Here is a 23980-nt window from a genome sequence, read left to right as displayed (position 1 = left end):
CCGGATGTATCTGGCGGGGCTTTTTGCTGCATGGGGCTAACGGATTTCCAGACAGAGCTACTTGGGCGTTTTTGCGGCAGCTGCCTTCACCTCACTTTGTAGTTTCAGCACCCGGTCACCGTTTTCCTGCACAATCAGATAGGCCGGATTTTCGGGAGTGCCATGGCGGGTTATTTCGGCGCCCTGCAGCTTGCGAGTAACGGACTCCTTATGGGTTTCCTCGATTTTGCCGGTAGCTGTGCCGGTGCCGTATTTCCAGGTGACAGTCGTGCCTTTGCGCATAGAATAGAGGAGTAAAAGGGCTGATGAGCCACTGCAAAGTGGCCCGATGCTTTTCTGCTTCCTGTTTACTGTAGCTTCCCGAAATACGTTGCCAAAGTGCAGTGGTGCTTTCTAGGAAATATGGCTGCCATCTGGCTGCCGAAACCAGTGCGGCTATTTCCTGTTCGGCCTGCGTACTATTGCTTATGGGCTACCATTTCCTCTTACTAGGCTTGCTCTCCGGGTTAGGCTACCTGCTTTGGGTGCGGCACCAGCTTCTACAGCAGCTTGAACTACTGCAACAGCAGCAGCAACTGAGGCAGTTGCGGGCAGAGGAGGCACTAGTGGTAGATGAGATGGAGCGCCGCCAGGTGGGAACCGCTTTGCACAACGGACTGGGCCAGCTGCTCTCCGCTGCCAAGATGAGCCTGTCGGCGCTGGAGCAGCGCCTGCCGCTGCCGCCCGATGGCGGCCAGCAGGAATTGCTGGCCAGCGCCATACATGCGCTAGACAATTCGGTGCGGGAAGTACGCCGCCTGTCGCAGGATCTGCTGCCCAATGCCTTCATCAGGCACGGTCTGGCGGGTGGCGTGCGAGATCTGGCCAGCCGAATGAGCGCAACTGAGCACTTGCTGGCATTGCAGGTAGAGGTGGTGGGCCTCAGCCAAGAACGACTGGCTCTGCCAACCGAAATCCTGCTGTTCCGCGCAATTCAGGAACTTGTGCTGAACGCCGCAAAGCACGCGCAGGCCACCGAAATGACGCTGCAGCTTATCTGCCACGAGCAGGAGCTGGTTGTGGTGGCCGAAGACAACGGCATCGGTTTCGACCCGGCTGTGCAGAGTGCGGGCCACGGCCTGCGCACCATTGAGGCTCGGATGGCGTACCTGGGCGGCCGTGCCCTGTTCGATGCCGCTCCGGGCCGAGGAACCACCATAACGCTGGAACTGCCTTTGCCTCGCGCGGATAGCCAATGACATACGCTTTATAAAATACAAATAACGCTATATTGTGAAGCATAGCCGCAATTCTTGTAACTTCCTTTTCCAGTTGTTGAAGAAGTGAGACGCTGCCGCTCCTTGGCCCGTCTTGCGCCCTGTGCCGACCCGAGTCCACCGCTTTACCATGAACGAACCACTAGCGAGTCCCCGCCATATCCATGTGCTGCTGGCCGATGACCATCAGATGGTGATTGAAGGCATCAAGACCTTGCTGCAGCAGGAAGCTGATATCCGGGTAGTGGCACAGGCCTATTCCGGGCAGGAAGCATTGGCCTGCCTGCAGGCCCATCCGGAGGTGAACGTAGCCATTGTGGACCTGAATATGCCGCAGATGACCGGCGTGGAATTGACTCGCACCATCCATACCACCCGCCCCGATGTGCGCGTGCTGGCCCTAAGCATGTTCCATGACCACACTTCCGTAACGGAAGTGCTGGAAGCAGGCGGAGCCGGCTATCTGCTCAAGAACACCAACAAGGACGAGCTAAGCGAGGCAATACGCGCCGTAGCGGCCGGTCGTACGTTTTTCAGCCGGGAAGTAGGGACCATGCTGCTGCAGAATATGCAGATTCCGGCCAACGGCCGCCGCAAATCTTCCGATGAGCACCCCATTGAGCTGACGGCCCGCGAGAAACAGGTATTGCAGCTGATAGCGCGCGAATATTCTAACTATCATATTGCGGAGCAGCTGTTTATCAGTGAGCGAACTGTAGAAACCCACCGCAAAAACATTCTTGCCAAAACAAACTCAAAATCGGTGATTGGCTTGATTCAGTACGCGTTGCGCCACAAGCTTATCACCTGATTCAGCGTAGCAGTAGCAACATCAGCAGGCGGCCCGGCTCCTTCACGCACCAGTGAAGGAGCCGGGCCGTCGCTGTTCTGGGCGCAAGAGCAGGAAAGTATAGCCAGCGGCCTGCTAGTGAAGCGAGTAGGGGAAAAGGCCGCCTATACTACAGAGAGGCCGGTAGTAGCCTGCTCATCCGTGCCAGTACGGATGGATAGTTACGTACTGGCACGGATATATAATTACGCAGCAGCACGTATTTACATTTATTGAAGAAAAAATATACCTTAGCATCGTTCAATCAAATGATAATATGTTTACATTTGATGAAGCTGTTTAGCGCAACTCATCGGGTGCTAACTGCTTTTGTCTTCGCTCTGCCGCCTTTCTGCCTCACACTTCAACTCTTGCAACGAAACACATCATGGCTTCAAAAATCCTCTCTTTCATTTGCCACGTTCCCGGCATGATGCCCGGTTCATACCCTTCCGTTCCTATGGCAGCTACCTCAAAACCAGACCGCAAACCCGAGCAGAAAACGCAGAGTGGTGGTCATTTCACCGCCATCTACGAAAACGACCGGTTCGTTCGCTTCAAGTATATCAGCAACGGATTGTAGCAGAAGCTGCGCTTTGGCCGTGTTGTACGGGTGCCACGTTCCTTGGCTGGGGCGTGGCACCTGTCGTTCTGCAGCCGCCGGGTTTGGGCTAACTTGCATCCCGTATCCACCGTTTAGCTGCCCATGTTTCAATCCCCGTTCCGTTCTCTGCTACTCACCTTTCTTCTTTCCTGTCTGATAGCAGGGCCACTGCGGGCCCAGTTTACCCTTGCCGCCCCCGAAGAAAACGCGTGGTACGGTATTATAGCCCGTAGCAGCGGCCGTGCGCTTGATGTAAGCAAAGGCTCGCAGGAGGCTGGGGCCGCCGCCGTGCAGTGGGAGTTTCATCATCCGAACAGCCAGCAGTGGCGCTTCGTGCGCATCACGCCCGGTGGCGAGTACTACCGCATTGAGGCCCGCCACAGCGGCAAGTGCCTGACCGTGGACAAGCCTGATGAGAATGCGCCCGTGGTGCAGCGGCCATGGTCGGGCAGCTTTTACCAGCAGTGGAAACTGGTGCCTGGTGGTCCGGCCGGCAGCGTGCAACTGGTGGTGCGAGGCAACGAGAAGTGTGCCGCTATTGCCAATTCCGACAAGTTTAACGGCACCCCGATAGTGATGCAGCGGCCCCAGAACCGGGCTACGCAGCAATGGCGGCTGTTTCAGCTGCGCCTGAACGTAGATCCTGCGCAGCCGGGATTTGGCATGCCGGAGCCGCTGACTGCCGTGAATACCAACGGCAATGAGCTGCACCCGGTGCTGGCTCCCGACGGCAATACGCTGTACCTGTCCCGCACACGTTTTGCCGGCAACACCGAAGGCAATACCGAATCCGGCGACGTGTGGGTGAGCAACTCCGCCGACCAGGGCCGCACCTGGGGCCCTGCTACCCGCCTTGATGCGCTGAATACGCCGCAGCACAACGGCATAATGACCGTGGTAGGACCACAGGGCAGCCAGCTGCTGGTGCGCGGCACTTATGAGCGGGACGGCAGCTTCCGCGACGAAGGCGTATCACTGGTGGCGCGTTCTGTGGCGAAGGGAACCCGGCCTGCGCCCCTGGAAATCGAAAATTATTACTCGTCAGGCCCTGCCACCACCTTCTTCATGACCACCGATGAAAAGGTATTGCTTCTGTCATTGGAACGCAGCGATACGGAGGGCGGCAACGACTTGTATATCAGTCGAAAAGCCGCTGATGGTATCTGGAGCGAACCGCGCAGCCTTGGCAACAGCATCAATTCGCCCGGCTTCGAGTTTGCGCCCTGGCTGGCTCCCGATGGCAAAACCCTCTACTTCAGCTCTTACGGGCACGCTGGATACGGCAGCTCCGATATCTTCGTCAGCACACGCCTCGACGATTCCTGGACCCGGTGGAGTACGCCGCGCAATCTGGGAGCCCCTATCAACAGCGCCGGGTTTGAGGCCTATTTTACGCTGTCACCGGATGGTAAGCAGGCGTACTACGCGGCGGCACGTACCGCTAACAGCCCTGCCGACCTGTTCCGCACGGCTGCCGGCGTACCGCCTGCCACGGTGCCGGCCGACTCGGCGGCCCCGGTAGTAGCCGTGGCCGAGCCCGCGGTGGCGGCCCGCACGTTGCTTACGGGCGTTGTCCGGAACGCGAAAACCCGGGAGCTGCTGGCGGCAGAAATCCGCGTAATCCGCCTAGGCAACGATATGGCTTTTAACGCTACGGCCCGGAGCGTAGCGGGCAGTGGGGCGTTCCAGGCGACACTGCCAGCCGGCCGCTACCGCCTGGCCGCTACCAGCCCCGGCTTCCTCACCGCTTCTGATACCGTTAGCATGACCGGTTCCCGAACCGTGGAGCTGCTGCTCGTGCCGGCGGCCGTGGGCTCGAGCCTGGAGCTGCCCACGCTGATTTTTGCGCAGGGCAAATACACGCTGCTGCCCGCTTCTTACGCCGAGCTGAACCGTTTGGCCCGTACCCTGTCCGACAACCCCACCGTGAACATCCGCCTCGAAGGGCATACCGACAATCAGGGCAAGGCCGACCTGAATCAGAAGCTCTCGGAAGACCGGGTGGCAGAAGTACGGCGCTACCTCATTACGCGGGGCGTACCGGAGCAGCGCATCAGTGTGATTGGCTACGGGGGCACCCGTCCGAGAGCCAGCAACGACAAGGAGGAAACGCGCCGGCTCAATCGTCGCGTCGAGTTTACGATTGTAAAATAAGAGCCAGAAAAAATGCGCGCCACCATCATCCGGCAGCTCGACCTGCCGAACCTGCCGTCGGCTTCGGGGGTGGAAATCCTGGGCGAAACGGTGTATGTAATCGGCGACGACTCGCCGTATCTGTACCGTTTCGGGGTGGCGGAGCTCCGGCCCGGCCAGACTGTCACGCTGTTTGATACGGCTCATTTCAGCGCCGGCCGTATTCCCAAGGCCCTCAAGCCCGACCTGGAGTGCCTGACGGCCCTCACCGATACCCGCACCGGCGAAACGGGGCTGCTGGTGTTTGGGTCGGGCGCAACGGCGGCGCGGGAAGGCGGCTTCTGGGTGCCAGTGGGAGGGAGGCCGTCGGGCGCTACCGTGTATCCGGTGGCGCTGGGGCCGTTGTATACACGGCTGCGGGAGTTGCTTCCGGCGGGCATCACGCTGAACCTGGAGGCTATTGCGGCCAGCCCTACGGAGCTGTTGCTGTTTCAGCGGACAGTGGGCGCCGCGGCTGGCAACTTCATCTTCCGGCTGCCGCTACCTGCCACGCTGGACTATTTGCACCACCGCACGCCGCAGCTGCCGCCGGTGCAGGCGCAGCATTTCAGCCTGCCTCATATTGAGGGCAAGCCCGCCGGCTTCTCGGGGGCCTCGTTTCATGCAGGCAAACTGTTTGTGACAGCCTCCGTGGAAGACACCCTTGATGCCGTGCTTGATGGGGCCGTGCTGGGCAGTTTTGTAGGCGTGCTGAACCCAGATACTCCCGCTGCCTCGTTGGCGTCATTTGCGCTGCTGCAGCTGCCTGATGGCAAGCCATACCGGGGCAAAGTAGAAAGCGTAGCCGTGCGCCGAACCCTTGGAACCAACCACTACGAGCTGCTACTGGTAACGGACGACGACCAGGGTGGATCGACTGCCGTGCTGGTAGAAGTGCGATTGTAGCAGGAGGCTGAACCAGGGCAGAACAGGCTGGCCGGGGTAAGAGCAATAGTGTAGGCTAAGGGAATTTTGTGCTGGGCATAAATGTTGAAAAGCAGCGTTCATTCTTGGCCTGAAACCCTCCTATGATTCTCTTCAACACTCGTTTTCTGTACCCGGTTAGTGCTGTGAAGCTGCAGGAGCAGCAGGGGTTGCTGCCCGCTGAATTTCTGCAGACAGTGCAATTGCTGCAACCCTTTCTGGAGAAGGAAAAAGCCTATGGCGAAGTGTGCTTCACACAGGCCACCTCTCCTCGTGGTCGTCAGCTGGTGGTGCAGTACCGCAAAACGTATTCACCGGAACATGGCTTCATCGTCGAAATTCTGGATGCTGAAGTAGCACGGCCGCTTGCCCGCGTGGCCTGATTCTTTTTCAAGAGTATCTGTCTGTTTTAGAAGTAAATGCCATGCCGGTTTTTTTTGCTTCAAAAACGGAGCGTTGTACTTAGGGCAGCTTCTCAGGAATTTCGCCGCCATATAAAGCCATCCAGCACGTAGTGCGTGGCTTGCGGCAAGGCCAATAAGGGCACCAGTAGGCTTAGCGCCAGCGAATCGGAGACGGTAGGCAACTGCTGAAACAGGCCGAAGACGTCAGCATGTTCGCGCCATACCAGCCCATCCCAGATACCTTCTTCCAGATAAGCCAACCCACCCAACAGCCCCAGAAACAGGCCTATGCCATAGCGTCCCTGCCACCAGTGCCGGGCCTTGGCCGGGATGGAGGAAGGGGGCTGGCTGGTCGTCCAGACAAGGGCCAGATATGGAATACCGTGCGCCACTACATTGAGCAGCGTGAAAGCCAGGTCGCCGTTGAACAGCACGATGCCCACATACCATGAGGCCGCCGTGCCCAGCAGCAGCAGATTGCGCGGCCGGTTGACGTAGCGGGTGTGGCGCCAGTGGCGGAGTTCCTTCACCACGTAAGCTAGCAGCAGGGCTGCATATAGGCCTGTCAGCAGCCCGCGTGCCGCCGGCCAGTCGTACTGCACAAAGTCGCCGGTTACAAACCAGTTGAAGTTGCGCGGGGACGACAGGTGCCACCAAAGCAATGGGTAGAGAGTTGCCGCATAGATCAGCACTGCATCGAGGTGGTGGCTGGTGGCGGCCGCTGCTTCGTGGCGGGAGTAGAGGCGAAGGAACCCGTATTGCTGCCGCACAAAATGAAAAACCGCCGCGTACGCCAGCATCCGCCAAAACCACAGGCCGGCCACCCAGTGCAGCGCCACCCCTGCCACATAGCAGCCCAGCGGTACCAGCCAGAGCAGCGTACGGAACCGTTGCCGCCGTACCGGGTCGAGGTAGGTGCGAAAAAGTGTACTGTAGACGTGGGCTACATCAATAAGCACCACCAGGCTTACCCAGGCCCAGACAGGCATCTGGGCAGACGTGCGAAAAACAGACGGCCCGAGTACCACGGCCAGCAGTGCCAGAAACGGCGGCCCCAGAATCCAGAGCCCATCAAACGCCGCCGAACGAATCCAGGGCTGGCGACTGGCGGCTTGGGGCTCCGGTGTCAGGAGGGAGGGTTTCATACGGCGGCCCGCATTTCGTGGGTGGCGCGTAAGCCTTGGTAAAAGGCCTCCTCGAAGATAGACATGCCACTGTAATCGGAGTGGGCGAAGAAAATGCGCTGCCGCAAAGGCTGGGCAAGCTTCGCGCGTTCAGGGCCCCAGAGGAAACCCGGAGTGGGCGCCACCATACCGTGGCCCCATACCCAGGCTTCCACGCGCTGCACGTGCGGGGTAGCGCCGGGGTGCAGGTGCTCCAGCTCAGCCAAAATTCGGGGCAGCCACTCGGCGTAAGTTGTCTGGTAGGCCTGGCGACGGGCTACAGCAGGCGGCGCATCGGTAAGAGGCCAGTATAGCGTAATTACCCTAGGCCCGTCGGCTGAAAGGCTCAGGTGCTGATGGTTGGCATTGACATAACCTACCGAAGCCCCGCCGTAGCCCACATTGTCCCAGCAAAGCGGCTGGCCGGGGCCCTGCGGTAATCCGTTTATTGTGAGGTTGGCTACCAGCCACGGCGCATGATGCAGGGGCTGTGCTGGTTGCGTGGTGCCTTCTATGCCGGCCAGCAGGCGCTGCGCCACAAAATGAGGAACGGCCAGCAGCACCTGTCGTGCCCGAATGCGTATCGTGCGCCGGGTTGAAGCATCGTAGGCCAGCACCTCCACACCTGCCGGCGTTTCCTGCAGCTGGCAGGCCACGGTGCCCGGCAAAATGGTGCCCTTGCCCTGGCGGCGCAGCTGCTCAACCAGAAAGCCGTTGCCTTCCGGCCACGTCAGGACATCGGTGGCGGTGGCATTGTGGGCGTGGCCCTTGCGAGCGGCAAAGTAGTGCAGGCCCGCCCACGCCGATACCTGCGCCGCTGTAGCGCCATAGTCGTCGCGGCAGCTGTAGTCGAGGTACCAGCGCAGGTAGGGCGACGTAAATCCTTCCCGGTCGAGGTAGGCCGCGAAGCTCAGCTGGTCGAGGCGGCGGAACTGCACATCGGTGGAGGAATGGTCGAGCGGAATGGCAAAGGCGTCGCGCCCGTCGGTGCCCCGTGCCTGCTTCAACTCGCCAATGACCCGGAAAAAACGGGTAATCTGAGCGCGGTCGGCGGCCGGCACCCCTACTTCCGGCACCAGCCCCTGCTGCCAATGGCCGTTTAGCAGCAGCCGTTCTTCGGGGTCGTGGCAAAGATGATACTCGTTATAGATAGGTTGGCCGGAAGCCTCATCAACGCCTGTAATGACCCCCGATTCCCGCAGAAAAGCCAATAACTCGTGGTTGCGCGCATCAGGCACGGGCAGGTAATGAGCACCCCATGGGTAGGCCGACACAGGATTCTGGCCGCTGGCTGCGTTACCTCCTGTCCGGGCTTCCAGCTCCAGCAGCAGCGGCTCGTGGCCGTGCCGGGCTAACTCGCGCCGCGCTGCCAGCCCGGCCACACCGCCGCCCACAATCAGGATGTCAGTGCTTAGCTCCTGGCTGGGAGCAGGCAATTGGCCGGGCGTACGCAGCAGGTGCCCCACGGCATGGTCGGCACCGCGCAGGCCGCCCTGTATGTGGCTGGTGGCGGAGCCAGCCGGGCTGCAGCTTTCCAACAATACGCCCGGCCCCAGCAGCAGCCCGGCCACACCTATGCCAGTCCGCGCCAGGAAGTCCCGGCGGCTAAGGTCAGTGGGGCTGGGCGCTGGAAAGGGCGAAGAATTGTGTGGCAGCATCGTGTGAAAGGGTAAGCTGAAAAGGCTGTTGAGTATAGCCAGAGGAGCCAAACGGCGCTACCTGGCTGCCTGACTAATGCACGTAGGGGCCCCAGTCTTCCTCAAAATAGCGCACCAGTGCCTGATTGTTGAGCTGATTGATATCGGTAGGCACCTCAGCCATGTCGGGCGGGAAATCCAGCATCTGGCGGATGGTGACGGGCGTGACGTAGCGCAGACCGCGCGGCAACGGCCCGGCGTTGGGGCGCCAATGGCCGTTTTCGCCAGCCAGCACGTAGCCCCATTCGCCAAACGACGGTACATAGCAGTGGTAGGGAATGGTGTGAAACCCCGCCGCCTGCAGCGTATGCGCGATGCACCAGAACGACTGCCGCGCCACGTACGGCGAGGTACTCTGCACTACCAGCTTGCCGCCCGGCGCCAGCAGCCGGTGCAGCTCCTGGTAGAAGGCTGCCGAGTATAGCTTGCCGATGGAATAGTTGGCCGGGTCCGGAAAGTCGATAATCAGGCAGTCGTAGCGGGTGGTATCCTGGCGCACCCACTGGTAGGCGTCGCCGTTGACGACCTGCACCTTCGGGTTGAAGAAGGACCGTTGATTAAGCGCCGTAAGGAGGTGGTTTTGCTTGAACAGCTCAGTCATGCCCGCGTCGAGGTCTACCAGCCGAATCTGCTGCAGCTGCGGATATTTCAGCAGCTCCCGCACGGCCAGCCCGTCGCCGCCGCCCAGCACCAGCACCCGGCGCGCATTCGGCAGAGCCTGCATGGCGGGGTGTACCAGCGCTTCGTGGTAGCGGTACTCGTCCTGGGAGCTGAACTGCAGGTTGCCGTTCAGAAACAGGCGCAGTTCGCGCTGGTTTTTGGTGAGCACAATACGCTGGTAGATGGTGCTTTTGGCAAAAATTACCTGGTCCTGAAATGCCAGTGTCTCGGTGTAGCGCTGGATGCGGCCGGCGTAGCCGAAGGTGACAGCCAGTGCCAGCAGCGCCGCGGCCATCAGGGCCGCGAAGGAGCGGCGGTAGGGGCGGGTTTCGGCAAAGCGGTACAGCGCCACCGCGGCCACCACCACGTTCAGGGCTCCAAACAGCAGCGACGTCCGCATCAGGCCCAGCTGCGGTACCAGCACCAGCGGAAAAATGAGCGAAGCCAGCAGCGCCCCAATGTAGTCGAAGGTGAACACGCGGGAAACCAAATCCTTGAACTCAAATCGGTTTTCCAGGATGCGCATCAGCAGCGGAATTTCCAGGCCTACCAGTATGCCCGTCAGGCCCACCAGTGCGTACAGAATCAGGCGGAAGGACGCTACATACTCGAACAATATGAACAGCAGTGGCGCCGAAAAGCCGCCCACCAGGCCTACCAGAATTTCGAGCCGGATAAACCATTTCAGCAGCGCCCCGCCCAGATAGCGCGACAGCCACGAGCCCACTCCCATCGAGAACAGATACGCCCCGATGATGGTGGAAAATTGCGTGACTGAGTCGCCGAGCAGGTAGGAGGCCAGCGTGCCCGCAATCAGCTCGTAAATCAGCCCGCAGGTGGCAATCACAAACACCGACCCCAGCAGCAGCACCGACTGGGCATCCTGCCGCGCCGTGCCGCGCCGGGCCCGCTCCGGCGCGGCGGGCGGCGCGTCCGTGGTGGCATTAGCCATGAATGGCAGAGCTGATAATCAGGGCCACGGCAATCATGAAAGCGGCTCCCAGAATAGCCAGGGCGGTGTTGTGCTCTTCCACAATTTCCTTCCAGAGCATGCGCGGCGTGAGCTTTTCGATGACAACAAACGACACGACCAGAATCACGATGCCCAGCACCGAGTAGATGATGGAGGAGGCAATGAGCTTGAAGTTGAGGTATTCCATACGAGTGGGGGTGATTCGCTATTTGTGATAAAAGCGCGCGTGGCCGCCACGTGCGCCCGAAGTGCGGGTGCCTTCCGGATTTTCGTTGTCGTCGCCGAGCAGGCGTATGCCTCGGAGGCCAGCCCACACAAACACGCCGTAAGCGAGTAGCGCCACCAGCACGTAGTAACGGATGGAAAGTAAGGAGCGCAGAAAATTCATGCGGCAGTGCTGTAAGAGGGCTAAGATTCGTCCTGAGGGCCGTAGCTGCTGTTGGCCCAGCGGGTGTGTTCGTGCGAGTAGCGACGCAGGTACTGGATGACGGGATAAACCGCCAGCAGCAGCAGCAACACTACCGCATTGGACTGCAGCGGCGTGTGCTGGCTGACACCGAGCCGTAGCGGCAGATCCTGTCCGTTTTCGGTGACGGGGTAAAGCGTAAGATGATACTTGCCCGTCGGAATGTTTGCCAGCGTTGCTTCCTGGTCCTGGGAGCCTTCGCGCCAGCTTTCGCCGCCTTCTACGCCCGAGTAAAACTCCAGGCTTTTGGTGAATTCGTAGCTCTGGCCGGTGCGCTCATTTACCAGCGTTACGGGTACCTCCAGCCACTGATTAGCCAGCGACGAGGTAAGTTCAAACTGTAGCGCCGCCGGCCCTTCTATGTCAAACGACTTCGACACCAGCACCCGGTTGCTGCCCGCAGCCAACGCCTCCACGCTGGCGCCGGTCGGCACGGTTTCGCGGCCGGTTGAGAATTCCTGCCGCAGTACCCGTTTTTCGGGCTTGATGAACAGCAGGGCCAGCTGCGTAATAATGACCAGCAGGGCCATGCTCAGGCTGAATGAACGCAGGGCCGGCCAATTCTCAGCCGGTGCCGGCTGAATAGCACCCACGCCCGTACGGAAGGGCATGCGCTGGTTGGGCACCTGAAAGCCTTCGGCTATTTCTGATGGCTCCAGGTGCAGCCCCTTGTACCATTGTGCCGCCTGGTGTCCCTGCTTCTCGCGCACCAGCATGTAAGGGGGCGCAATGTATTCCGTGACCGTGAGTTTGCTGTCCTCGCGGATATCCCAGTCAAACTCACCTTCCGCAAACAGAATATCCGGCGAGTAGGAATTGTAGATGTCGTAGGTGGTATCCTCGTCCAGAATAGTGGCTCCGGGGCTGGTGGCCTGTCCGGAAACAGTATAGTCGCGGCCGGCAGGGCCTACCAGCATCCAATGGCCGTCATACATAGCCAGCTGGGCATAGATGTCTGTTTCCTCGTGGCGTAGCATATACTCGTGCCACTGGTAGCTCGCCTCTTTTTCTTTGCGCAGCATAAAGCCCATGACCCGGTATTGCTGCCCGCGCAACGTACCTAGGGCCCCTGGGTGCAGCACGGGCTTCTGGTCACCCGCAAATTTGCCCAGCATTACCAGCGCGGTATTGTCCTCCGCTTTGAAGTAGGCGTGACACGCCGGGCACACGAAAAAAACGCTGTTCAGCTGGTCGAAATACGGTACCTCATGCCGACACCTTGGGCAGGGCACGTGCGCAGGGGCCGCAGGCGTAGCGAGTAGGCTGCTCATCGGCGGACTTCGGTTTTGTTCTGCTCAACTCCCTCAAAAAAGGCCAGTGTTGCGACGTATAGCTTCCGTGCCCGGTCGGCATTGTCGCGGTGGTAGTTGCTCAGAAACACATCAAACGTGGCCTGTCCGTATTCCGGCCAGGTATGAATGCTCAGGTGCGACTCGGTGAGGCCAATGACGGCCGTGAACGAGCCATTCGGAAACGTATGGTACACTTCGCCCACCTTGGTCAGGCCCAGCGCGGCAATCTGCTCATCGAAGAAACGCTGGCAGGCCGCCGCATTGGTCAGCGCGCCGGCGGGGGCAGCAAAAGTGGCCAGCACGTGCAGGCCCGGCGAATAAACAGACATTCAGGATACCAGAGCTGGAATAGAAAGGCCATCGGCATGAGCCGGCTGGCACCCGACAATATTACACAGTTGGCGGCCAACCGCGCAATGGCCGGCAGCGTATCCGCTCCGCCACCGCTTATCCGGCTGTGCGGCGCGCCCTCAACTGGGCACCGCCACTGATTTGCACCTGAGCCGCTACCTTTCGGCCCCCAACTCACATCCCCGACCCGTTTCCCATGCAAACCACCCGACTTGAGCACGACTTTCTCGGCGAACGAGCTATTCCCGACGAAGCGTATTATGGTATCCAGACGCTGCGGGCGATGGAGAATTTCAATATCACGGGCATTCCGCTGAAGTCGGAGCCGCTGTTTGTGCAGGCGCTGGCCTACGTGAAAAAAGCCGCCGCTCTAACAAACCGGGAACTAGGGGTCCTGGACCCCACCATTGCCGACTATATCGTGCAGGCCTGCGACAAAGTGGCCTCCGGGGCACTGAACGACCAGTTCCTGACCGACATGATTCAGGGCGGTGCAGGCACTTCCGTGAACATGAATGCCAACGAAGTTATTGCCAATGTAGCGCTGGAGCTGATGGGCAAGCCCAAAGGGCAGTATGACTTCTGCCACCCCAACAACCACGTCAACTGTTCCCAGTCTACCAACGATGCCTACCCTACCGCCTTCCGTATTGCGCTCAGCAACAAGCTGGTGGGCTACAGTGCTGCTTTAGGCGAGTTGGCTGATGCCTTTGCTGCCAAAGGCGTGGAGTTTCGCAACGTGCTGAAAATGGGCCGTACGCAGCTGCAGGATGCCGTGCCCATGAGCATGGGCGACGAGTTCAAGGCGTTTGCCACCAACCTGCGCGAGGAGCTGCTGCGCATCGAAGACAGCCGCCGCCTGATCAGCGAAATCAACATGGGGGCCACGGCCATCGGTACCCGCGTAAACGCCCCCGACGGCTACGCCGAGCTGGTAACGCAGCACCTGCGTACCATCACCGGCCTCGACCTGAGCCTGGCCGGCGACCTGATCGAAGCCACCTACGATACCGGCGCCTACGTGCAGCTTTCCGGCGTGCTGAAACGTACCGCCGTGAAGCTCTCCAAAATCTGCAACGACCTGCGCCTGTTGTCCTCCGGCCCACGCACGGGGCTGTTTGAAATCAACCTGCCACCACTGCAGCCCGGTTCCAGTATCATGCCCGGCAAGGTGAATCCGGTAGTGCCGGAAGTGGTCAACCAGACGGCTTTCTACGTCATCGGGGCCGACCTGACAGTGACCATGGCCGCCGAAGGCGGGCAACTGCAGCTCAACGTGATGGAGCCGGTTATTAGCTTCGCGCTGTTTACCAGTATCAGCTACATGACCAATGCCTGCCACACCCTGCGGGAAAAATGCGTGCTGGGCATCACGGCCAACGCCCAACACACCGAGAATATGGTGCGCAACAGCATCGGCATCGTGACGCAGTTAAACCCCGTGCTGGGCTACGAAGCATCCGCCGAAATTGCGAAAGAGGCGCTGAAAACCGGTAGGTCGGTGCACGATATTGCCGTTACGGAGCGGCAGCTGCTGACCCAAGCCAAATGGGACGAGATTTTCACGTTTGAGAATCTGATACGGCCAGGTTTTATTCAATAACCAACAACACAACGAAAAAGGCCCCTGCTACATGTAGCAGGGGCCTTTTCGTACCCGGAGCCGGGGTCGAACCGGCACATCTTTCGATATCGGTGTTTGAGACCGACGCGTCTACCGATTCCGCCATCCGGGCATTTCACGCCGAACCTGTCGGTAGGTCAGGAACGGGTGGCAAACTTAGCCAGACTTTCTTGAATGCGCAACAAATAGCGCTTTTTGAGATAATACGTGCGTATCTGCTGCAGTGCCTGCGTGCGGAAATCAGCAGCAAGAGATTCGTAGCCAGCTATTACCGGCTCAATACCTGCTTCCAGTTTCGCCGTGAGAATATTCACTTCGTTTTCTACCTGTGCTGCCGCCATTGGATTAGGTTCAGCTTCCAGTTCCATCAGTTGCTCGTTCAATTCCATTACTTCCATCAGAAAGTCAGCCGGAATTTCCTGTTTGCCTTCTTCCAACAAGCCGTAGCGGCTGAGGATATAGGCCATGCGTAGGTCGGGGTCGGAGAGGGTGCGGTAGGCGTTGGTGTTCAGGGTGGCTAGATGCAGGGCTTCCTGCTGCTGCTCGGGGGAAGCAGTGGCATGAAAATCAGGGTGATACTGGCGGCTTAGGGTGTAGTAAGCGCGTTTTAGGGCCGCTGCATCTGGGCGGAAGGTTTCCGGCAGCTGGTAGAACGTAAAATAATCGGGCACCATGGGCAGAGATGAAAACAAGGCTGGGAAAGACGGTACGACTGGCGCGCCTAGAGGAGGGTAGCGGTGCTGTTGGTTCTGGCGCTACTAGCCGGGTGTACGGAGAAAGCCAATGGAGGGGCCGCAAACAGGCGTTTGGTAGCGGGCCATACTTGCCCGAACAGAGCCGAACGGCGATACGCATTGAGTGTCTCCGCCGATTCCCAGTGGCTGTGGGTACAGTAGACGTGAGGCTGGTCAGCATCTTGCCAAAGTTCCAGAAAGCGGCAGCCCGGCATCTGCCGGATCTGGTCCGCTGAGTTATGAAACAGTTGGAGGAAGGCACCAACGTTTTCCGGCGCAAACGTCATGCGCACAATTCGAATCAACATGTTGGTCAAGAAGACAAAAAGCAGAAAGTATGTCTGTCAAGACATTATATTTTACTTAACATAATAAATAAACAACTCGTAAAAAGGCTTATTCGAGCTGGTATCAGTGGTTTGGTGGCTATGCAGGGAAGCGGATATCGACCTGAGAATCGAAGTGCAGGCCCAGCAGTTCTGCCGCGTGGCCTTGGTTAATACCGATGCACAGCTGGTCCTGACTATTGAATATGCACACTATTTCACCTGGATCAGCGGCCTGAAAATGCGCCATTACGCTGCGCACTGTTTCGCGGGCAAAATGAATAGTGTAGGGCCTGCTGCGCCCGATAACCTCCAGCGCCGGACGCGTGATGTTGGTAATAAGGTTGCCGTAGTGGTCCACATGGACAATATGCCCGGTAATGCGGTTGTCCTGGAGGCGCACCTGGCGGTTGAGCAATGAGTATAGCTCCGTGGTAGCGGGCCCAAGGTCCGGAAGAAGGCCACCCTGGGCCAAATGCACGGCCGCCGGGGCCAGCAGGTCACGGGTGGGGGAGGAGGTAGCAGGTGCAGCCGTGCCAAGGGCAACCAGCTCTTCGGGCTGCCCGTCGCAGAGCAGCGCCAGCAGGCCGTTGTCGGCCGCTACAAAGTAGTGGCCCTGAAAGCTGGCCGCATGCCAGGCCGCGCGCGGACCACCCAAATCGTTCACCCCAATCAGGTGCACTGTGCCTTCCGGGAAGTCGCGAAATACGGCTTGGAGAACGTGTAGGGCGTGGGCGATGTTGAAGGGTTCGATGGCATGGGTAATGTCCAGAACCGGTACTGTGGGTGCCAGCTGGAGAATCCGCGCCTTCACCGCCGCCACATAATGGTCGCGGTAGCCAAAGTCTGACAGAAACGTAATCAACCCCATTGCCGGAAATCCTGAGTTCTTCGTACTATTGTTTGGGTGCCCCAAGGGCGGCAAAAGTAGGCTATTTAGCCGAACTGCTGCCTCTGCGAGAGGTGCCTTTTTCCTAACTCCCTAGCTACAAAACCCCCACGATTTGGTCGAGAAAGTCATCACGCTCGAAAACGTGTCCCTGATAGATTTCCTGGGGCCCGACAACCAGAACATCCGCCAGCTGGCGGCGGCTTTTCCGGGTAGTAAAATTATTTCACGCGGCAACGAGATTAAAATACAGGGCCAAACGCCCGTTATCAGCCGCATCAACGATATCCTGTCGGCATTGCTGGAGCATTACCACCAGTACGGGCAGATTACCGACAAAACCGTCGCCCAGTACCTGTCCTCAGCCGATGAGGACCAGCAGGACCGCATATTAGCGGCCTCGCCCGATGTGATTCTGTTTGGGTCCAAAGGCGGCGTTATCAAAGCCAAAACGGCCAACCAGCAGCGCCTGGTGGACACGGTACTGAAAAACGACCTGGTGTTTGCGCTGGGGCCAGCCGGTACCGGCAAAACCTACATTTCGGTGGCGCTGGCGGTGCGGGCACTGAAGAACAAGGAGGTCAAGAAAATCATCATTTCGCGCCCGGTGGTGGAGGCGGGTGAGAGCCTCGGCTTCCTGCCCGGCGACATGAAGGAGAAGGTAGACCCCTACCTGCGCCCGATTTATGACGCGCTGGAAGACATGCTCCCGCCCGAGAAGTTCAAGTTCTACCTCGAAAACAAGACCATTGAAATAGCCCCGCTGGCCTACATGCGCGGCCGCACGCTCAACAATGCGTTTGTGCTGCTCGATGAAGCCCAGAACACTACTCCTTCGCAGCTGAAAATGTTTCTGACCCGCATGGGTCCGTCGGCGAAGGTGATGGTGAACGGCGACCGGAGCCAGATTGACCTGCCCACTAAGCAGAAGTCCGGCCTGATTCAGGCGCTGGATATCCTGCGCGACGTATCGGGCATCGGATTTGTGGAAATGACGGCCGAAGACGTGGTGCGCCACCGCCTGGTGAAGCAGATTGTGCAGGCCTACGACAAGTTCGACGTGGAAATGCAGCACGAGCAGGCCAACCAAGCCAACCGTCCTATCCGCGAGTACCAGCCCTACCGCCGCCCCAACAACCCCGGAAATGCTGGTTCCGACCCTGGCAAGCATCCTGATGCCCGCCGGGAAGACGACGGCACCCGGGATTTGCCCGTCAACCACGAGCAAATCTGACGGCACGCCGAAGTCCGGAAACCGGTAGGCTTGCGGAAATTGCCGCTGCTTAACACCCCAGAGCCGTTGCCCCGCCGGGTGGCGGCTCTGGTGTTTTCGCCCTTTTTGCTGCCATAAGAAGTCGTTACTTGCATCAGCGGATTTGTCTGGAAAGTACCCCGCTTGAACTGAACATTGTATGAATGCCCATCGAATCACCAGCGAATCTGACCTGAATGCGGCTCTTGCCATTCGGCGTACCGTGTTTGTGCTGGGCCAGAACGTACCCGCCGAGCTGGAGCGGGATGCCCACGACCATACCGACGCCACGCACTATCTGGCCCTGGCCGACGATGGCACGCCCTGCGGCGCGGCGCGCTGGCGCGTTACAGAAAGCGGCGTGAAGCTGGAGCGCTTTGCCGTATTGGCCGACTACCGGAACCAACAGGCCGGTGCCGCGCTGCTCCGGCAGGTGCTGCAGGACGTGGCGGCAGCGCACCCGCACGCTACCGTGTACCTGAATGCGCAGCTGCCGGCCGTGCGCTTCTACGAGCGGCATGGGTTTGAGAAAGTGGGGCCGATGTTCGAGGAAGGCGGTCTGCAACACTACAAAATGGTGTGGCAACGCCGCTAACGAAACTCCTATAGCCCACAAAAAAGCCCTTCCGATGTAAAAACGGAAGGGCTTTTTTGTGGAGGTTGCGGGCCAGTATATATATTGAGAAGCAATACTATATCACTCGTGCATTTATGATTCACTGGGCTTCCTACGCCTTTGTGCGCCTCACGCTGGCGCTGGTTGCTGGCATCCTGACTTTTCTGTATTTCGGTGAGCAGCTGCCGGATTTGCGGTGGCCGCTGGCTGGTCTGGCCGTTCTTTTCTTCGTCGTTCAGGTAGCGGTGCGGCGCAGTTCCAACCCGGCCTCCGCTGATAACGCCGGCCTTGTGGCTCTGTTGGCCGTGTACGTGACGGGCGTGGCCCTTACGCAGCAGGCCACCGAGTCGCGCGATGGAGCGCACCTCTACCGCTTTGGCAGCCGCATCGAATACTACCGGGCCGTGGTAGACGACTACACCGTGGTGCGGCCCGCCACCTATGCCACTACCGTGCGCGTGTCGGCGGTGCGGGTGGGTGGGCAGTGGCGCCCGGCTCTGGGCGGCATCCGGGTGTCCATTCCGCGCGACTCCGGCGTGGCAGCCCCACAGTACGGTGACGTGTGGCTGGTGCGGGGCGCGCCGGCACCCAGCAAAGCGCCATTAAACCCCGGCGAGTTCGATTACCGCCGCTACCTGCAGTACCATCAGGTGTACCATCAGCAGTTTATTCACCCCGACCAGTACCGGAAAGTAGCCACCGAGCCGCCCAGCTACCTGAAGGCGGCGGCCATGCGCGCAGCCCGCGTGCTCGATGGCGTGTTCCGGCAGTATGTGCGGGCCAAACGTGAGTATGCGTTAGCCTCGGCGCTGGTACTGGGCATCAAAGACGACATCGACCAGCAGACCAAGCAGGCCTATGCCAACACGGGCACCACCCACATCATGGCCGTGTCGGGGTTGCAGGTGGGGCTGTTGTTTGGGGCCGTGACGTGGTTGCTGGGCTTGCTGCCAGGCCGGCGCGGCCCCCTGTTTCGGTTCGTGACGGCGGCGCTGGGGCTGGCCGTTATCTGGAGCTACGCCTTTCTGACGGGCCTGTCGGCATCGGTGCTGCGGGCGGCTGTGATGTTCACGTTCATCATTGTGGCGCGGGCTACGCAGCGGCAAACCAACATGTTCAATACGCTGGCCGTGGCCGCGTTCTGCCTGCTTTGCTACGACCCCTATCTGCTCTGCGACGTAGGGTTTCAGCTCTCGTTTCTGGCTGTTATCAGCATCGTGTACCTGCAGCCGCGCATTGTGGCCTGGTTTGATGTGAAGGATTATTTCCTGCAGAAGCAGCGACCCTGGCAGACCAAAACGGTGCAGAAATTCTGGAAATGGAGTGGTAAGTTTCTTGACGGCGTCTGGCAGGCCACGGCGCTGTCGTTGGCGGCGCAGGTGGCCACGTTTCCGCTCGGCCTGTTCTACTTCCACCAGTTTCCGCTCAGCTTTCTGTTCTCGAACCTGGTGGCAGTACCGATTTCCAGCGGAGCCGTGTACGTGGGACTGGGCCTGCTGGTACTGAAGGGCCTCGTGGCGGTTGTGGGGCTGGCCTCTGCCGGCGCCGCTCAGGTATTGGATATACTGCCCCAACTGGTTGCCAGGGTATTCGAATGGATGATCTGGCTTTTCAATGAATACATCTTCTGGATTGGGCGGGCTATGCCCGGCGCGCTGATTTCCGGTATTCACGTCACGGCGCCGCAGGCCTGGCTGATATGTGGCGTTATTCTGGCGTTGCTGGCGTTTTTCCGGCTCAGGAACTTGGCCTGGATGGGGCTGGCGTGTGCGCTGCTGGGCCTGTTTGCCGGTAGCCGCGTGTGGGCCGCCCACGAGCTGGCTCCCGATGAGCGGCTTGTCATCTACAGTATTCCGCGCCGCTCAGTGGTGGGGTTTTGGCAGGGTGCGGCGGCCCACGTCGTCAGCGCCGACTCGCTGCCGCTCAACGAAACCGAGCGTACCTACCGCATCGTGCCCGGCACCATTCAGCGCGACGCTCGCCAGGTAGTTTACCACGCCGGCTGGCGCGGTGCCCCGGTTCCGGCCACAGCCGATACGGCGGCCCGCACCAACTTAGTGCTGGCCGTGTGGCGCGGCGTGCGGGTGGCTTTGGTGGCCGGCCGCCTGGCCGGAGCGCGGGAGTCGGTGCCGGTTGATGTGGTGGTGCTGCGCCGCAATGCCCGCGTATGGCCCGAAGACTTGGCGGCTACGTTCGGGTACACCCCGACCATCGTATTCGACTCCTCGTGCAAATCCTGGTACGTGACTTCCATGCAGGAAAAGCTGCAGCAGGCCGGCTGGCAGACGCATGATGTAACGCTGCAGGGCGCTTTTGTCCGGCCGATACAGGCGGAGAAAAAGTAAAAATCGGGCATGGCCGAAACACCCGGCCTGCTTGCCGCGCTATATAGTTTACTTAGCCCCGCATTTTTGTTAGGTTTGGATAGTGCCGACCTGATTCTGCTGATTTAGTACCGCCCGGCCGTTCTGCTGCGCAGAGCCAGTCCCGCGTTGCTGCTCACCGTTGCAATTCTGTATTCTATGGACAACATGCCCACGCAAGAGCTGGAAGCCCTGCGCTTCATCCGCTATGAGGCTGCCGATGCCATTGGCTATATCACCCTCAATCGTCCTGAAAAACGCAATGCCCTCAGCGCCGACATGGTGTCGGAGCTGAAAATGGCATTTGAGTTTGCTGAGGAGGATACCGCCTGCAAGGTGATTGTGCTGCGTGCCGAAGGAGCCGCCTTCTGCGCCGGCGCCGACCTAGCCTATATTCAGGAGCTGCAAAGCTTCGGCTACACCGATAACCTGGCCGATTCTACGCACCTCATGCAGCTCTTTCACCAGATCTACACGCTCAAAAAAGTAGTGATTGCGCAGGTGCAGGGCCACGCGCTGGCCGGCGGCTGCGGGCTGGCCACCGTCTGCGACTTTGCCTTTGCGGTGCCCGAAGCCAGATTTGGCTACACGGAGGTGAAGATTGGTTTCCTGCCGGCCATCGTCAGCGTATTTCTGCTGCGCAAAGTAGGAGAGGCCCGCACCAAGGAGCTGTTGCTCACCGGCGACGTGCTCAGCGCGCAGCGGGCCCAGGAACTGGGCCTCGTAAATGGTGTGGTTGGGGCGGCGGAACTGACGAGCTATGTGCACGATTTTGCGCGCCGCCTCTGCGTCGAAAACTCGGCCCAAAGCATGGAGGCCACCAAGGAAATGCTGGCCCGCATCCCGGAAATGCCCCTGGAAGACAGCCTGCGCTATGCCGCCCACATCAACGCTGAAGCCCGCGGCTCCCTGGACTGCCGCCGTGGCATTGCCGCTTTTCTGGCGAAAGAGAAAATTACCTGGGAAAACTGACTATCCTTCTCACAGCAAGGCAGCGCGCCATCATACAATCTGATACTGTGTGGTGGCGCGCTGTTGAGTTTGGCCAAGTGGAATTTGTACCTTTCAACGCCTGTGTTTCCAAACTTCTACGCTTCTTTCGTGGTTAGCTCCGCATGACAACGCCCGCAGCCATTGCCACTACGGCGGCTACATTTCTGGGAATGGAGTTTGTTGCATGGTTCATGCACCGCTTTGTGCTGCACGGGCCGCTATGGTTTCTGCACCGCTCACACCATGTGCGGCACCCGCACCGCTTCGAGCGCAACGACTTCTTTTTTCTGTTTTACGGCTCCCTGTCGGCGCTCCTTATCGTGTACGGCTCGCCAGACAAGGACTGGCGCTTCTGGGTAGGCGTAGGCATTGCGGCGTACGGTACGCTCTACTTCTTCGTGCACGATGTATTGATTCATGGCCGGCTGCGGTTTTGGCGCAAGTCGCGCAACCCCTACCTGCGGGCCCTGAACATGGCGCATAAAATGCATCATAAAGCCACTACCCGCCACGGCTCCGAGGAATTCGGGCTGCTGTGGGTATCGCCGAAATACTTTACACTGGCACTACGCCAGCCTGCCCCGACCCGGACCCTGCGGCCCCGGGCGGTATCATCGCAAGAAAAGGAGGGAGGTCAATAATCGTGGGACAATACGCAATCAGTGACCTGGAAAAGCTTTCAGGCATTAAGGCACACACCATCCGGATCTGGGAGCAGCGCTACGGCCTGCTGCAGCCCGTGCGCACCGCCACCAACATCCGCACCTACTGCGACGATGACCTGCGGCGGCTGCTGAATGTAGCCACCCTCTGCGGCCGCGGCTACCGGATTTCCAAAATCGCGCAACTTAGCGAGAAGGAAATAGCCCAAGCCGTTATTTCCTGCAACGATGATGTGAACGACTACTGCCAGCAGGTGCATTCGCTGCTGGCGGCCATGCTGGCCATGGATGAAGTGCAGCTCAACTGCCTGCTGAACCGCGCAATTCGCCGGCTGGGGTTTGAGGCCGCCATCATTCACGTGGTATATCCTTTCCTGCAGCGCATCGGGGTGATGTGGCAGGCTGGCAGCGTCAATCCGGCGCACGAACACCTGGTGACGCACTTGCTGCGCCAGAAGATGATGGCCGCTACCGATGTATTGTCGCCGGTACCCCCTGCTTCGGCCAAGCGGTGGGTATTGTTCTTGCCCGAAGGAGAGATGCACGAGCTGGCCCTGCTGTTCATGAACTACGCGTTGCGGGCCCGGGGGCACCACGTGTTGTATCTGGGGCAGAACCTGCCAATTGCAGGCCTATACAATGTGTGCCAGGGCTACCAGCCCTATGCCGTATGCACTGTGCTGACTGCCGTGCCGGAACGGGAACGGCTGCAGGGTTTCGTGGAGGAGTTGCGGCAGCTGTGCCCCGACACGCTATTGGTGCTGTCGGGCCCGCTGGTTCAGGCCGAGTCGCTGGAACTGCCGCACCATACGGTGCGGTTGCGCCTCATTACCGATCTGCTGGCCCTGGCCGACGAGATGAACGTGCAGTTCGCGGAGCCCGCCTAAGGAAAAAATATTCCGGCGCTGCCACTTTTTCCGAAAAATCGTGTCTGTACATACAAGTGCCTGTTTAAGGGGCATATATCCTGCTTTTGCTCTCCGGAAAGCAGCGGTATAAGTAGGGTGTAACAGGGAGTGTGCCGAATCTTGTACGAATTAATAAATCCTGATTATCAGTGGGTTCGTATCTTGTTTTTCTGTCCGCCAGCCTGTTTGGCCTACTGGAAAAAAATAGTTGGGGTGCAGGTAGACGACTTTCAGATTCCCTCGTATATTTGTTTAACTTTTTGCCACGAAAAGCTAAACAGCATGACCTCTTTGGAATTCACAAATCAAGTACAGAAGATTTCCTACTCGCTGAAGCCAGTGGCGATGAACCTGACCCGCGACGCTGACGATGCCAAGGACTTGGTGCAGGAAACCCTGCTCAAGGCATTGCTCAACAAGGACAAGTTCAAAGCCGGTACCAACCTGAAGGCATGGTTGTACACCATCATGCGCAACACGTTTATCAACAACTACAACAAGATAACGAAGCGCAACAGTAACATCGACAGTACCGAGTACTTCCAGTACTTCAATACCGACGAAAACTACATTACGCACAACGGTGCAACCTCCGACTTCGTAGTAACGGACATCAACCAGGCTATTGCCAGTTTGTCGGCCGACTACCGGACGCCGTTCATGATGTATTACATCGGCTACAAGTACCTGGAAATTGCGGAGAAGCTGCAAATCCCGATTGGAACCGTTAAGAACCGCATCCACATTGCCCGCAAGGAGCTCAAGGATGCGCTCAAGGTATACGCCCCCGGCGTGTAGGGAATAGGGAGAGAGTATACCCCG

The 23980-nt window shown here is 59.2% G+C and carries 25 protein-coding genes and 1 tRNA gene; 14 read left to right on the top strand and 12 right to left on the bottom strand.

Annotation, left to right across the window (positions count from 1 at the left end; translation table 11 throughout):
• Window positions 1-57 precede the first annotated feature (57 nt).
• Window positions 58-282, bottom strand: a complete 225-nt coding sequence (locus IC231_RS10465; RefSeq protein ID WP_190784463.1) for a hypervirulence associated TUDOR domain-containing protein — start codon at window positions 280-282, stop codon at window positions 58-60.
• Window positions 283-494: 212 nt separating this feature from the next.
• On the opposite strand from IC231_RS10465, the gene IC231_RS10460 reads away from it, so the two are divergent.
• The 6 genes from IC231_RS10460 to IC231_RS10440 all read left to right on the top strand — a co-directional run bounded on the left by IC231_RS10460 (window position 495) and on the right by IC231_RS10440 (window position 6168).
• The gene (locus tag IC231_RS10460; protein ID WP_190784462.1) at window positions 495-1238 is read left to right on the top strand and encodes a sensor histidine kinase; all 744 of its coding nucleotides are present in this window, start codon (window positions 495-497) and stop codon (window positions 1236-1238) included.
• 148 nt (window positions 1239-1386) lie between these two features.
• Window positions 1387-2067, top strand: a complete 681-nt coding sequence (locus IC231_RS10455) for a response regulator transcription factor (RefSeq protein ID WP_190784461.1) — start codon at window positions 1387-1389, stop codon at window positions 2065-2067.
• Between the two features lie 478 nt (window positions 2068-2545).
• Window positions 2546-2668, top strand: coding sequence for a hypothetical protein (locus IC231_RS20200; RefSeq protein ID WP_262892761.1), 123 nt, complete (start codon window positions 2546-2548; stop codon window positions 2666-2668).
• A gap of 123 nt (window positions 2669-2791) precedes the next feature.
• The gene (locus tag IC231_RS10450) at window positions 2792-4843 is read left to right on the top strand and encodes an RICIN domain-containing protein (protein ID WP_190784460.1); all 2052 of its coding nucleotides are present in this window, start codon (window positions 2792-2794) and stop codon (window positions 4841-4843) included.
• A 12-nt stretch (window positions 4844-4855) separates the two neighbouring features.
• Window positions 4856-5767, top strand: a complete 912-nt coding sequence (locus tag IC231_RS10445; protein ID WP_190784459.1) for a DUF6929 family protein — start codon at window positions 4856-4858, stop codon at window positions 5765-5767.
• 122 nt (window positions 5768-5889) lie between these two features.
• Window positions 5890-6168, top strand: coding sequence for a hypothetical protein (locus tag IC231_RS10440; RefSeq protein ID WP_190784458.1), 279 nt, complete (start codon window positions 5890-5892; stop codon window positions 6166-6168).
• Window positions 6169-6260: 92 nt separating this feature from the next.
• Here IC231_RS10440 and IC231_RS10435 read toward each other — a convergent pair whose 3' ends face one another.
• The 7 genes from IC231_RS10435 to IC231_RS10405 all read right to left on the bottom strand — a co-directional run bounded on the left by IC231_RS10435 (window position 6261) and on the right by IC231_RS10405 (window position 12769).
• Window positions 6261-7334 carry a hypothetical protein gene (locus IC231_RS10435; protein ID WP_190784457.1) on the bottom strand — a complete coding sequence of 358 codons (1074 nt, stop codon included), beginning with the start codon at window positions 7332-7334 and terminating at the stop codon, window positions 6261-6263.
• Complete coding sequence (locus IC231_RS10430; protein ID WP_190784456.1) at window positions 7331-9010, bottom strand: NAD(P)-binding protein; 1680 nt, start codon at window positions 9008-9010, stop codon at window positions 7331-7333. The genes IC231_RS10435 and IC231_RS10430 overlap by 4 nt, the downstream gene beginning before the upstream one ends.
• A gap of 73 nt (window positions 9011-9083) precedes the next feature.
• Complete coding sequence (locus tag IC231_RS10425) at window positions 9084-10661, bottom strand: polyamine aminopropyltransferase (protein ID WP_190784455.1); 1578 nt, start codon at window positions 10659-10661, stop codon at window positions 9084-9086.
• Complete coding sequence (locus IC231_RS10420; protein WP_190784454.1) at window positions 10654-10869, bottom strand: DUF350 domain-containing protein; 216 nt, start codon at window positions 10867-10869, stop codon at window positions 10654-10656. Before IC231_RS10420 ends, IC231_RS10425 begins: the two co-directional genes overlap by 8 nt.
• 18 nt (window positions 10870-10887) lie before the next feature.
• On the bottom strand, window positions 10888-11070 hold the full coding sequence (locus IC231_RS10415; protein ID WP_190784453.1) for a hypothetical protein: 183 nt from the start codon (window positions 11068-11070) through the stop codon (window positions 10888-10890).
• A 20-nt stretch (window positions 11071-11090) separates the two neighbouring features.
• Window positions 11091-12419 (bottom strand): DUF4178 domain-containing protein, encoded by a 1329-nt coding sequence (locus IC231_RS10410; RefSeq protein WP_190784452.1) that lies wholly within the window; start codon window positions 12417-12419, stop codon window positions 11091-11093.
• Window positions 12416-12769 carry an S-adenosylmethionine decarboxylase family protein gene (locus IC231_RS10405; RefSeq protein WP_190784451.1) on the bottom strand — a complete coding sequence of 118 codons (354 nt, stop codon included), beginning with the start codon at window positions 12767-12769 and terminating at the stop codon, window positions 12416-12418. The genes IC231_RS10410 and IC231_RS10405 overlap by 4 nt, the downstream gene beginning before the upstream one ends.
• A 218-nt stretch (window positions 12770-12987) precedes the next feature.
• Here IC231_RS10405 and aspA point away from each other — a divergent pair, with 218 nt between their 5' ends.
• Entirely contained in the window at window positions 12988-14394 is a 1407-nt protein-coding gene (gene aspA, locus IC231_RS10400) for an aspartate ammonia-lyase (RefSeq protein ID WP_190784450.1), read from the top strand.
• Window positions 14395-14445: 51 nt separating this feature from the next.
• Here aspA and IC231_RS10395 read toward each other — a convergent pair.
• The 4 genes from IC231_RS10395 to IC231_RS10380 form a co-directional block, all read right to left on the bottom strand.
• Window positions 14446-14527 (bottom strand) — tRNA-Leu (locus IC231_RS10395).
• Between the two features lie 25 nt (window positions 14528-14552).
• The gene (gene hscB, locus IC231_RS10390) at window positions 14553-15107 is read right to left on the bottom strand and encodes a Fe-S protein assembly co-chaperone HscB (RefSeq protein WP_211538992.1); all 555 of its coding nucleotides are present in this window, start codon (window positions 15105-15107) and stop codon (window positions 14553-14555) included.
• A gap of 29 nt (window positions 15108-15136) precedes the next feature.
• Window positions 15137-15457, bottom strand: a complete 321-nt coding sequence (locus IC231_RS10385) for a putative quinol monooxygenase (protein ID WP_190784449.1) — start codon at window positions 15455-15457, stop codon at window positions 15137-15139.
• A 118-nt stretch (window positions 15458-15575) separates the two neighbouring features.
• On the bottom strand, window positions 15576-16346 hold the full coding sequence (locus IC231_RS10380; protein WP_190784448.1) for an SAM hydrolase/SAM-dependent halogenase family protein: 771 nt from the start codon (window positions 16344-16346) through the stop codon (window positions 15576-15578).
• Window positions 16347-16479: 133 nt separating this feature from the next.
• On the opposite strand from IC231_RS10380, the gene IC231_RS10375 reads away from it, so the two are divergent.
• The 7 genes from IC231_RS10375 (at window position 16480) to IC231_RS10345 (ending at window position 23956) form a co-directional block, all read left to right on the top strand.
• On the top strand, window positions 16480-17598 hold the full coding sequence (locus tag IC231_RS10375) for a PhoH family protein (RefSeq protein ID WP_190784447.1): 1119 nt from the start codon (window positions 16480-16482) through the stop codon (window positions 17596-17598).
• Window positions 17599-17776: 178 nt separating this feature from the next.
• Window positions 17777-18211, top strand: coding sequence for a GNAT family N-acetyltransferase (locus tag IC231_RS10370; RefSeq protein ID WP_190784446.1), 435 nt, complete (start codon window positions 17777-17779; stop codon window positions 18209-18211).
• Between the two features lie 116 nt (window positions 18212-18327).
• Window positions 18328-20577: a ComEC/Rec2 family competence protein gene (locus tag IC231_RS10365; protein ID WP_190784445.1), complete on the top strand. Its 2250-nt coding sequence runs from the start codon at window positions 18328-18330 to the stop codon at window positions 20575-20577.
• A gap of 186 nt (window positions 20578-20763) precedes the next feature.
• Window positions 20764-21567 carry an enoyl-CoA hydratase/isomerase family protein gene (locus IC231_RS10360; protein ID WP_211538990.1) on the top strand — a complete coding sequence of 268 codons (804 nt, stop codon included), beginning with the start codon at window positions 20764-20766 and terminating at the stop codon, window positions 21565-21567.
• 143 nt (window positions 21568-21710) lie between these two features.
• Window positions 21711-22229 (top strand): sterol desaturase family protein, encoded by a 519-nt coding sequence (locus IC231_RS10355; protein ID WP_190784443.1) that lies wholly within the window; start codon window positions 21711-21713, stop codon window positions 22227-22229.
• Between the two features lie 2 nt (window positions 22230-22231).
• The gene (locus tag IC231_RS10350) at window positions 22232-23137 is read left to right on the top strand and encodes a MerR family transcriptional regulator (protein ID WP_190784442.1); all 906 of its coding nucleotides are present in this window, start codon (window positions 22232-22234) and stop codon (window positions 23135-23137) included.
• 303 nt (window positions 23138-23440) lie between these two features.
• Window positions 23441-23956 carry a sigma-70 family RNA polymerase sigma factor gene (locus IC231_RS10345; protein WP_185887152.1) on the top strand — a complete coding sequence of 172 codons (516 nt, stop codon included), beginning with the start codon at window positions 23441-23443 and terminating at the stop codon, window positions 23954-23956.
• Window positions 23957-23980 lie beyond the last annotated feature (24 nt).

Origin of the sequence: Hymenobacter duratus, assembly GCF_014698995.1 — a bacterium.
Taxonomy (GTDB): Bacteria; Bacteroidota; Bacteroidia; order Cytophagales; family Hymenobacteraceae; genus Hymenobacter; species Hymenobacter duratus.
This window is presented reverse-complemented; position numbering and strand designations above follow the sequence as displayed.

Excerpts from the sequence above, each read along its gene's own strand:
- IC231_RS10465 (WP_190784463.1), bottom strand. The coding sequence starts at position 282 with ATGCGCAAAGGCACGACTGTCACCTGGAAATACGGCACCGGCACAGCT.
- IC231_RS10455 (WP_190784461.1), top strand. The coding sequence starts at position 1,387 with ATGAACGAACCACTAGCGAGTCCCCGCCATATCCATGTGCTGCTGGCC.
- IC231_RS20200 (WP_262892761.1), top strand. The coding sequence starts at position 2,546 with ATGGCAGCTACCTCAAAACCAGACCGCAAACCCGAGCAGAAAACGCAG.
- IC231_RS10450 (WP_190784460.1), top strand. The coding sequence starts at position 2,792 with ATGTTTCAATCCCCGTTCCGTTCTCTGCTACTCACCTTTCTTCTTTCC.
- IC231_RS10445 (WP_190784459.1), top strand. The coding sequence starts at position 4,856 with ATGCGCGCCACCATCATCCGGCAGCTCGACCTGCCGAACCTGCCGTCG.
- IC231_RS10440 (WP_190784458.1), top strand. The coding sequence starts at position 5,890 with ATGATTCTCTTCAACACTCGTTTTCTGTACCCGGTTAGTGCTGTGAAG.
- IC231_RS10435 (WP_190784457.1), bottom strand. The coding sequence starts at position 7,334 with ATGAAACCCTCCCTCCTGACACCGGAGCCCCAAGCCGCCAGTCGCCAG.
- IC231_RS10430 (WP_190784456.1), bottom strand. The coding sequence starts at position 9,010 with ATGCTGCCACACAATTCTTCGCCCTTTCCAGCGCCCAGCCCCACTGAC.
- IC231_RS10425 (WP_190784455.1), bottom strand. The coding sequence starts at position 10,661 with ATGGCTAATGCCACCACGGACGCGCCGCCCGCCGCGCCGGAGCGGGCC.
- IC231_RS10420 (WP_190784454.1), bottom strand. The coding sequence starts at position 10,869 with ATGGAATACCTCAACTTCAAGCTCATTGCCTCCTCCATCATCTACTCG.
- IC231_RS10415 (WP_190784453.1), bottom strand. The coding sequence starts at position 11,070 with ATGAATTTTCTGCGCTCCTTACTTTCCATCCGTTACTACGTGCTGGTG.
- IC231_RS10410 (WP_190784452.1), bottom strand. The coding sequence starts at position 12,419 with ATGAGCAGCCTACTCGCTACGCCTGCGGCCCCTGCGCACGTGCCCTGC.
- IC231_RS10405 (WP_190784451.1), bottom strand. The coding sequence starts at position 12,769 with ATGTCTGTTTATTCGCCGGGCCTGCACGTGCTGGCCACTTTTGCTGCC.
- aspA (WP_190784450.1), top strand. The coding sequence starts at position 12,988 with ATGCAAACCACCCGACTTGAGCACGACTTTCTCGGCGAACGAGCTATT.
- IC231_RS10385 (WP_190784449.1), bottom strand. The coding sequence starts at position 15,457 with ATGTTGATTCGAATTGTGCGCATGACGTTTGCGCCGGAAAACGTTGGT.
- IC231_RS10380 (WP_190784448.1), bottom strand. The coding sequence starts at position 16,346 with ATGGGGTTGATTACGTTTCTGTCAGACTTTGGCTACCGCGACCATTAT.
- IC231_RS10370 (WP_190784446.1), top strand. The coding sequence starts at position 17,777 with ATGAATGCCCATCGAATCACCAGCGAATCTGACCTGAATGCGGCTCTT.
- IC231_RS10365 (WP_190784445.1), top strand. The coding sequence starts at position 18,328 with ATGATTCACTGGGCTTCCTACGCCTTTGTGCGCCTCACGCTGGCGCTG.
- IC231_RS10360 (WP_211538990.1), top strand. The coding sequence starts at position 20,764 with ATGCCCACGCAAGAGCTGGAAGCCCTGCGCTTCATCCGCTATGAGGCT.
- IC231_RS10355 (WP_190784443.1), top strand. The coding sequence starts at position 21,711 with ATGACAACGCCCGCAGCCATTGCCACTACGGCGGCTACATTTCTGGGA.
- IC231_RS10345 (WP_185887152.1), top strand. The coding sequence starts at position 23,441 with ATGACCTCTTTGGAATTCACAAATCAAGTACAGAAGATTTCCTACTCG.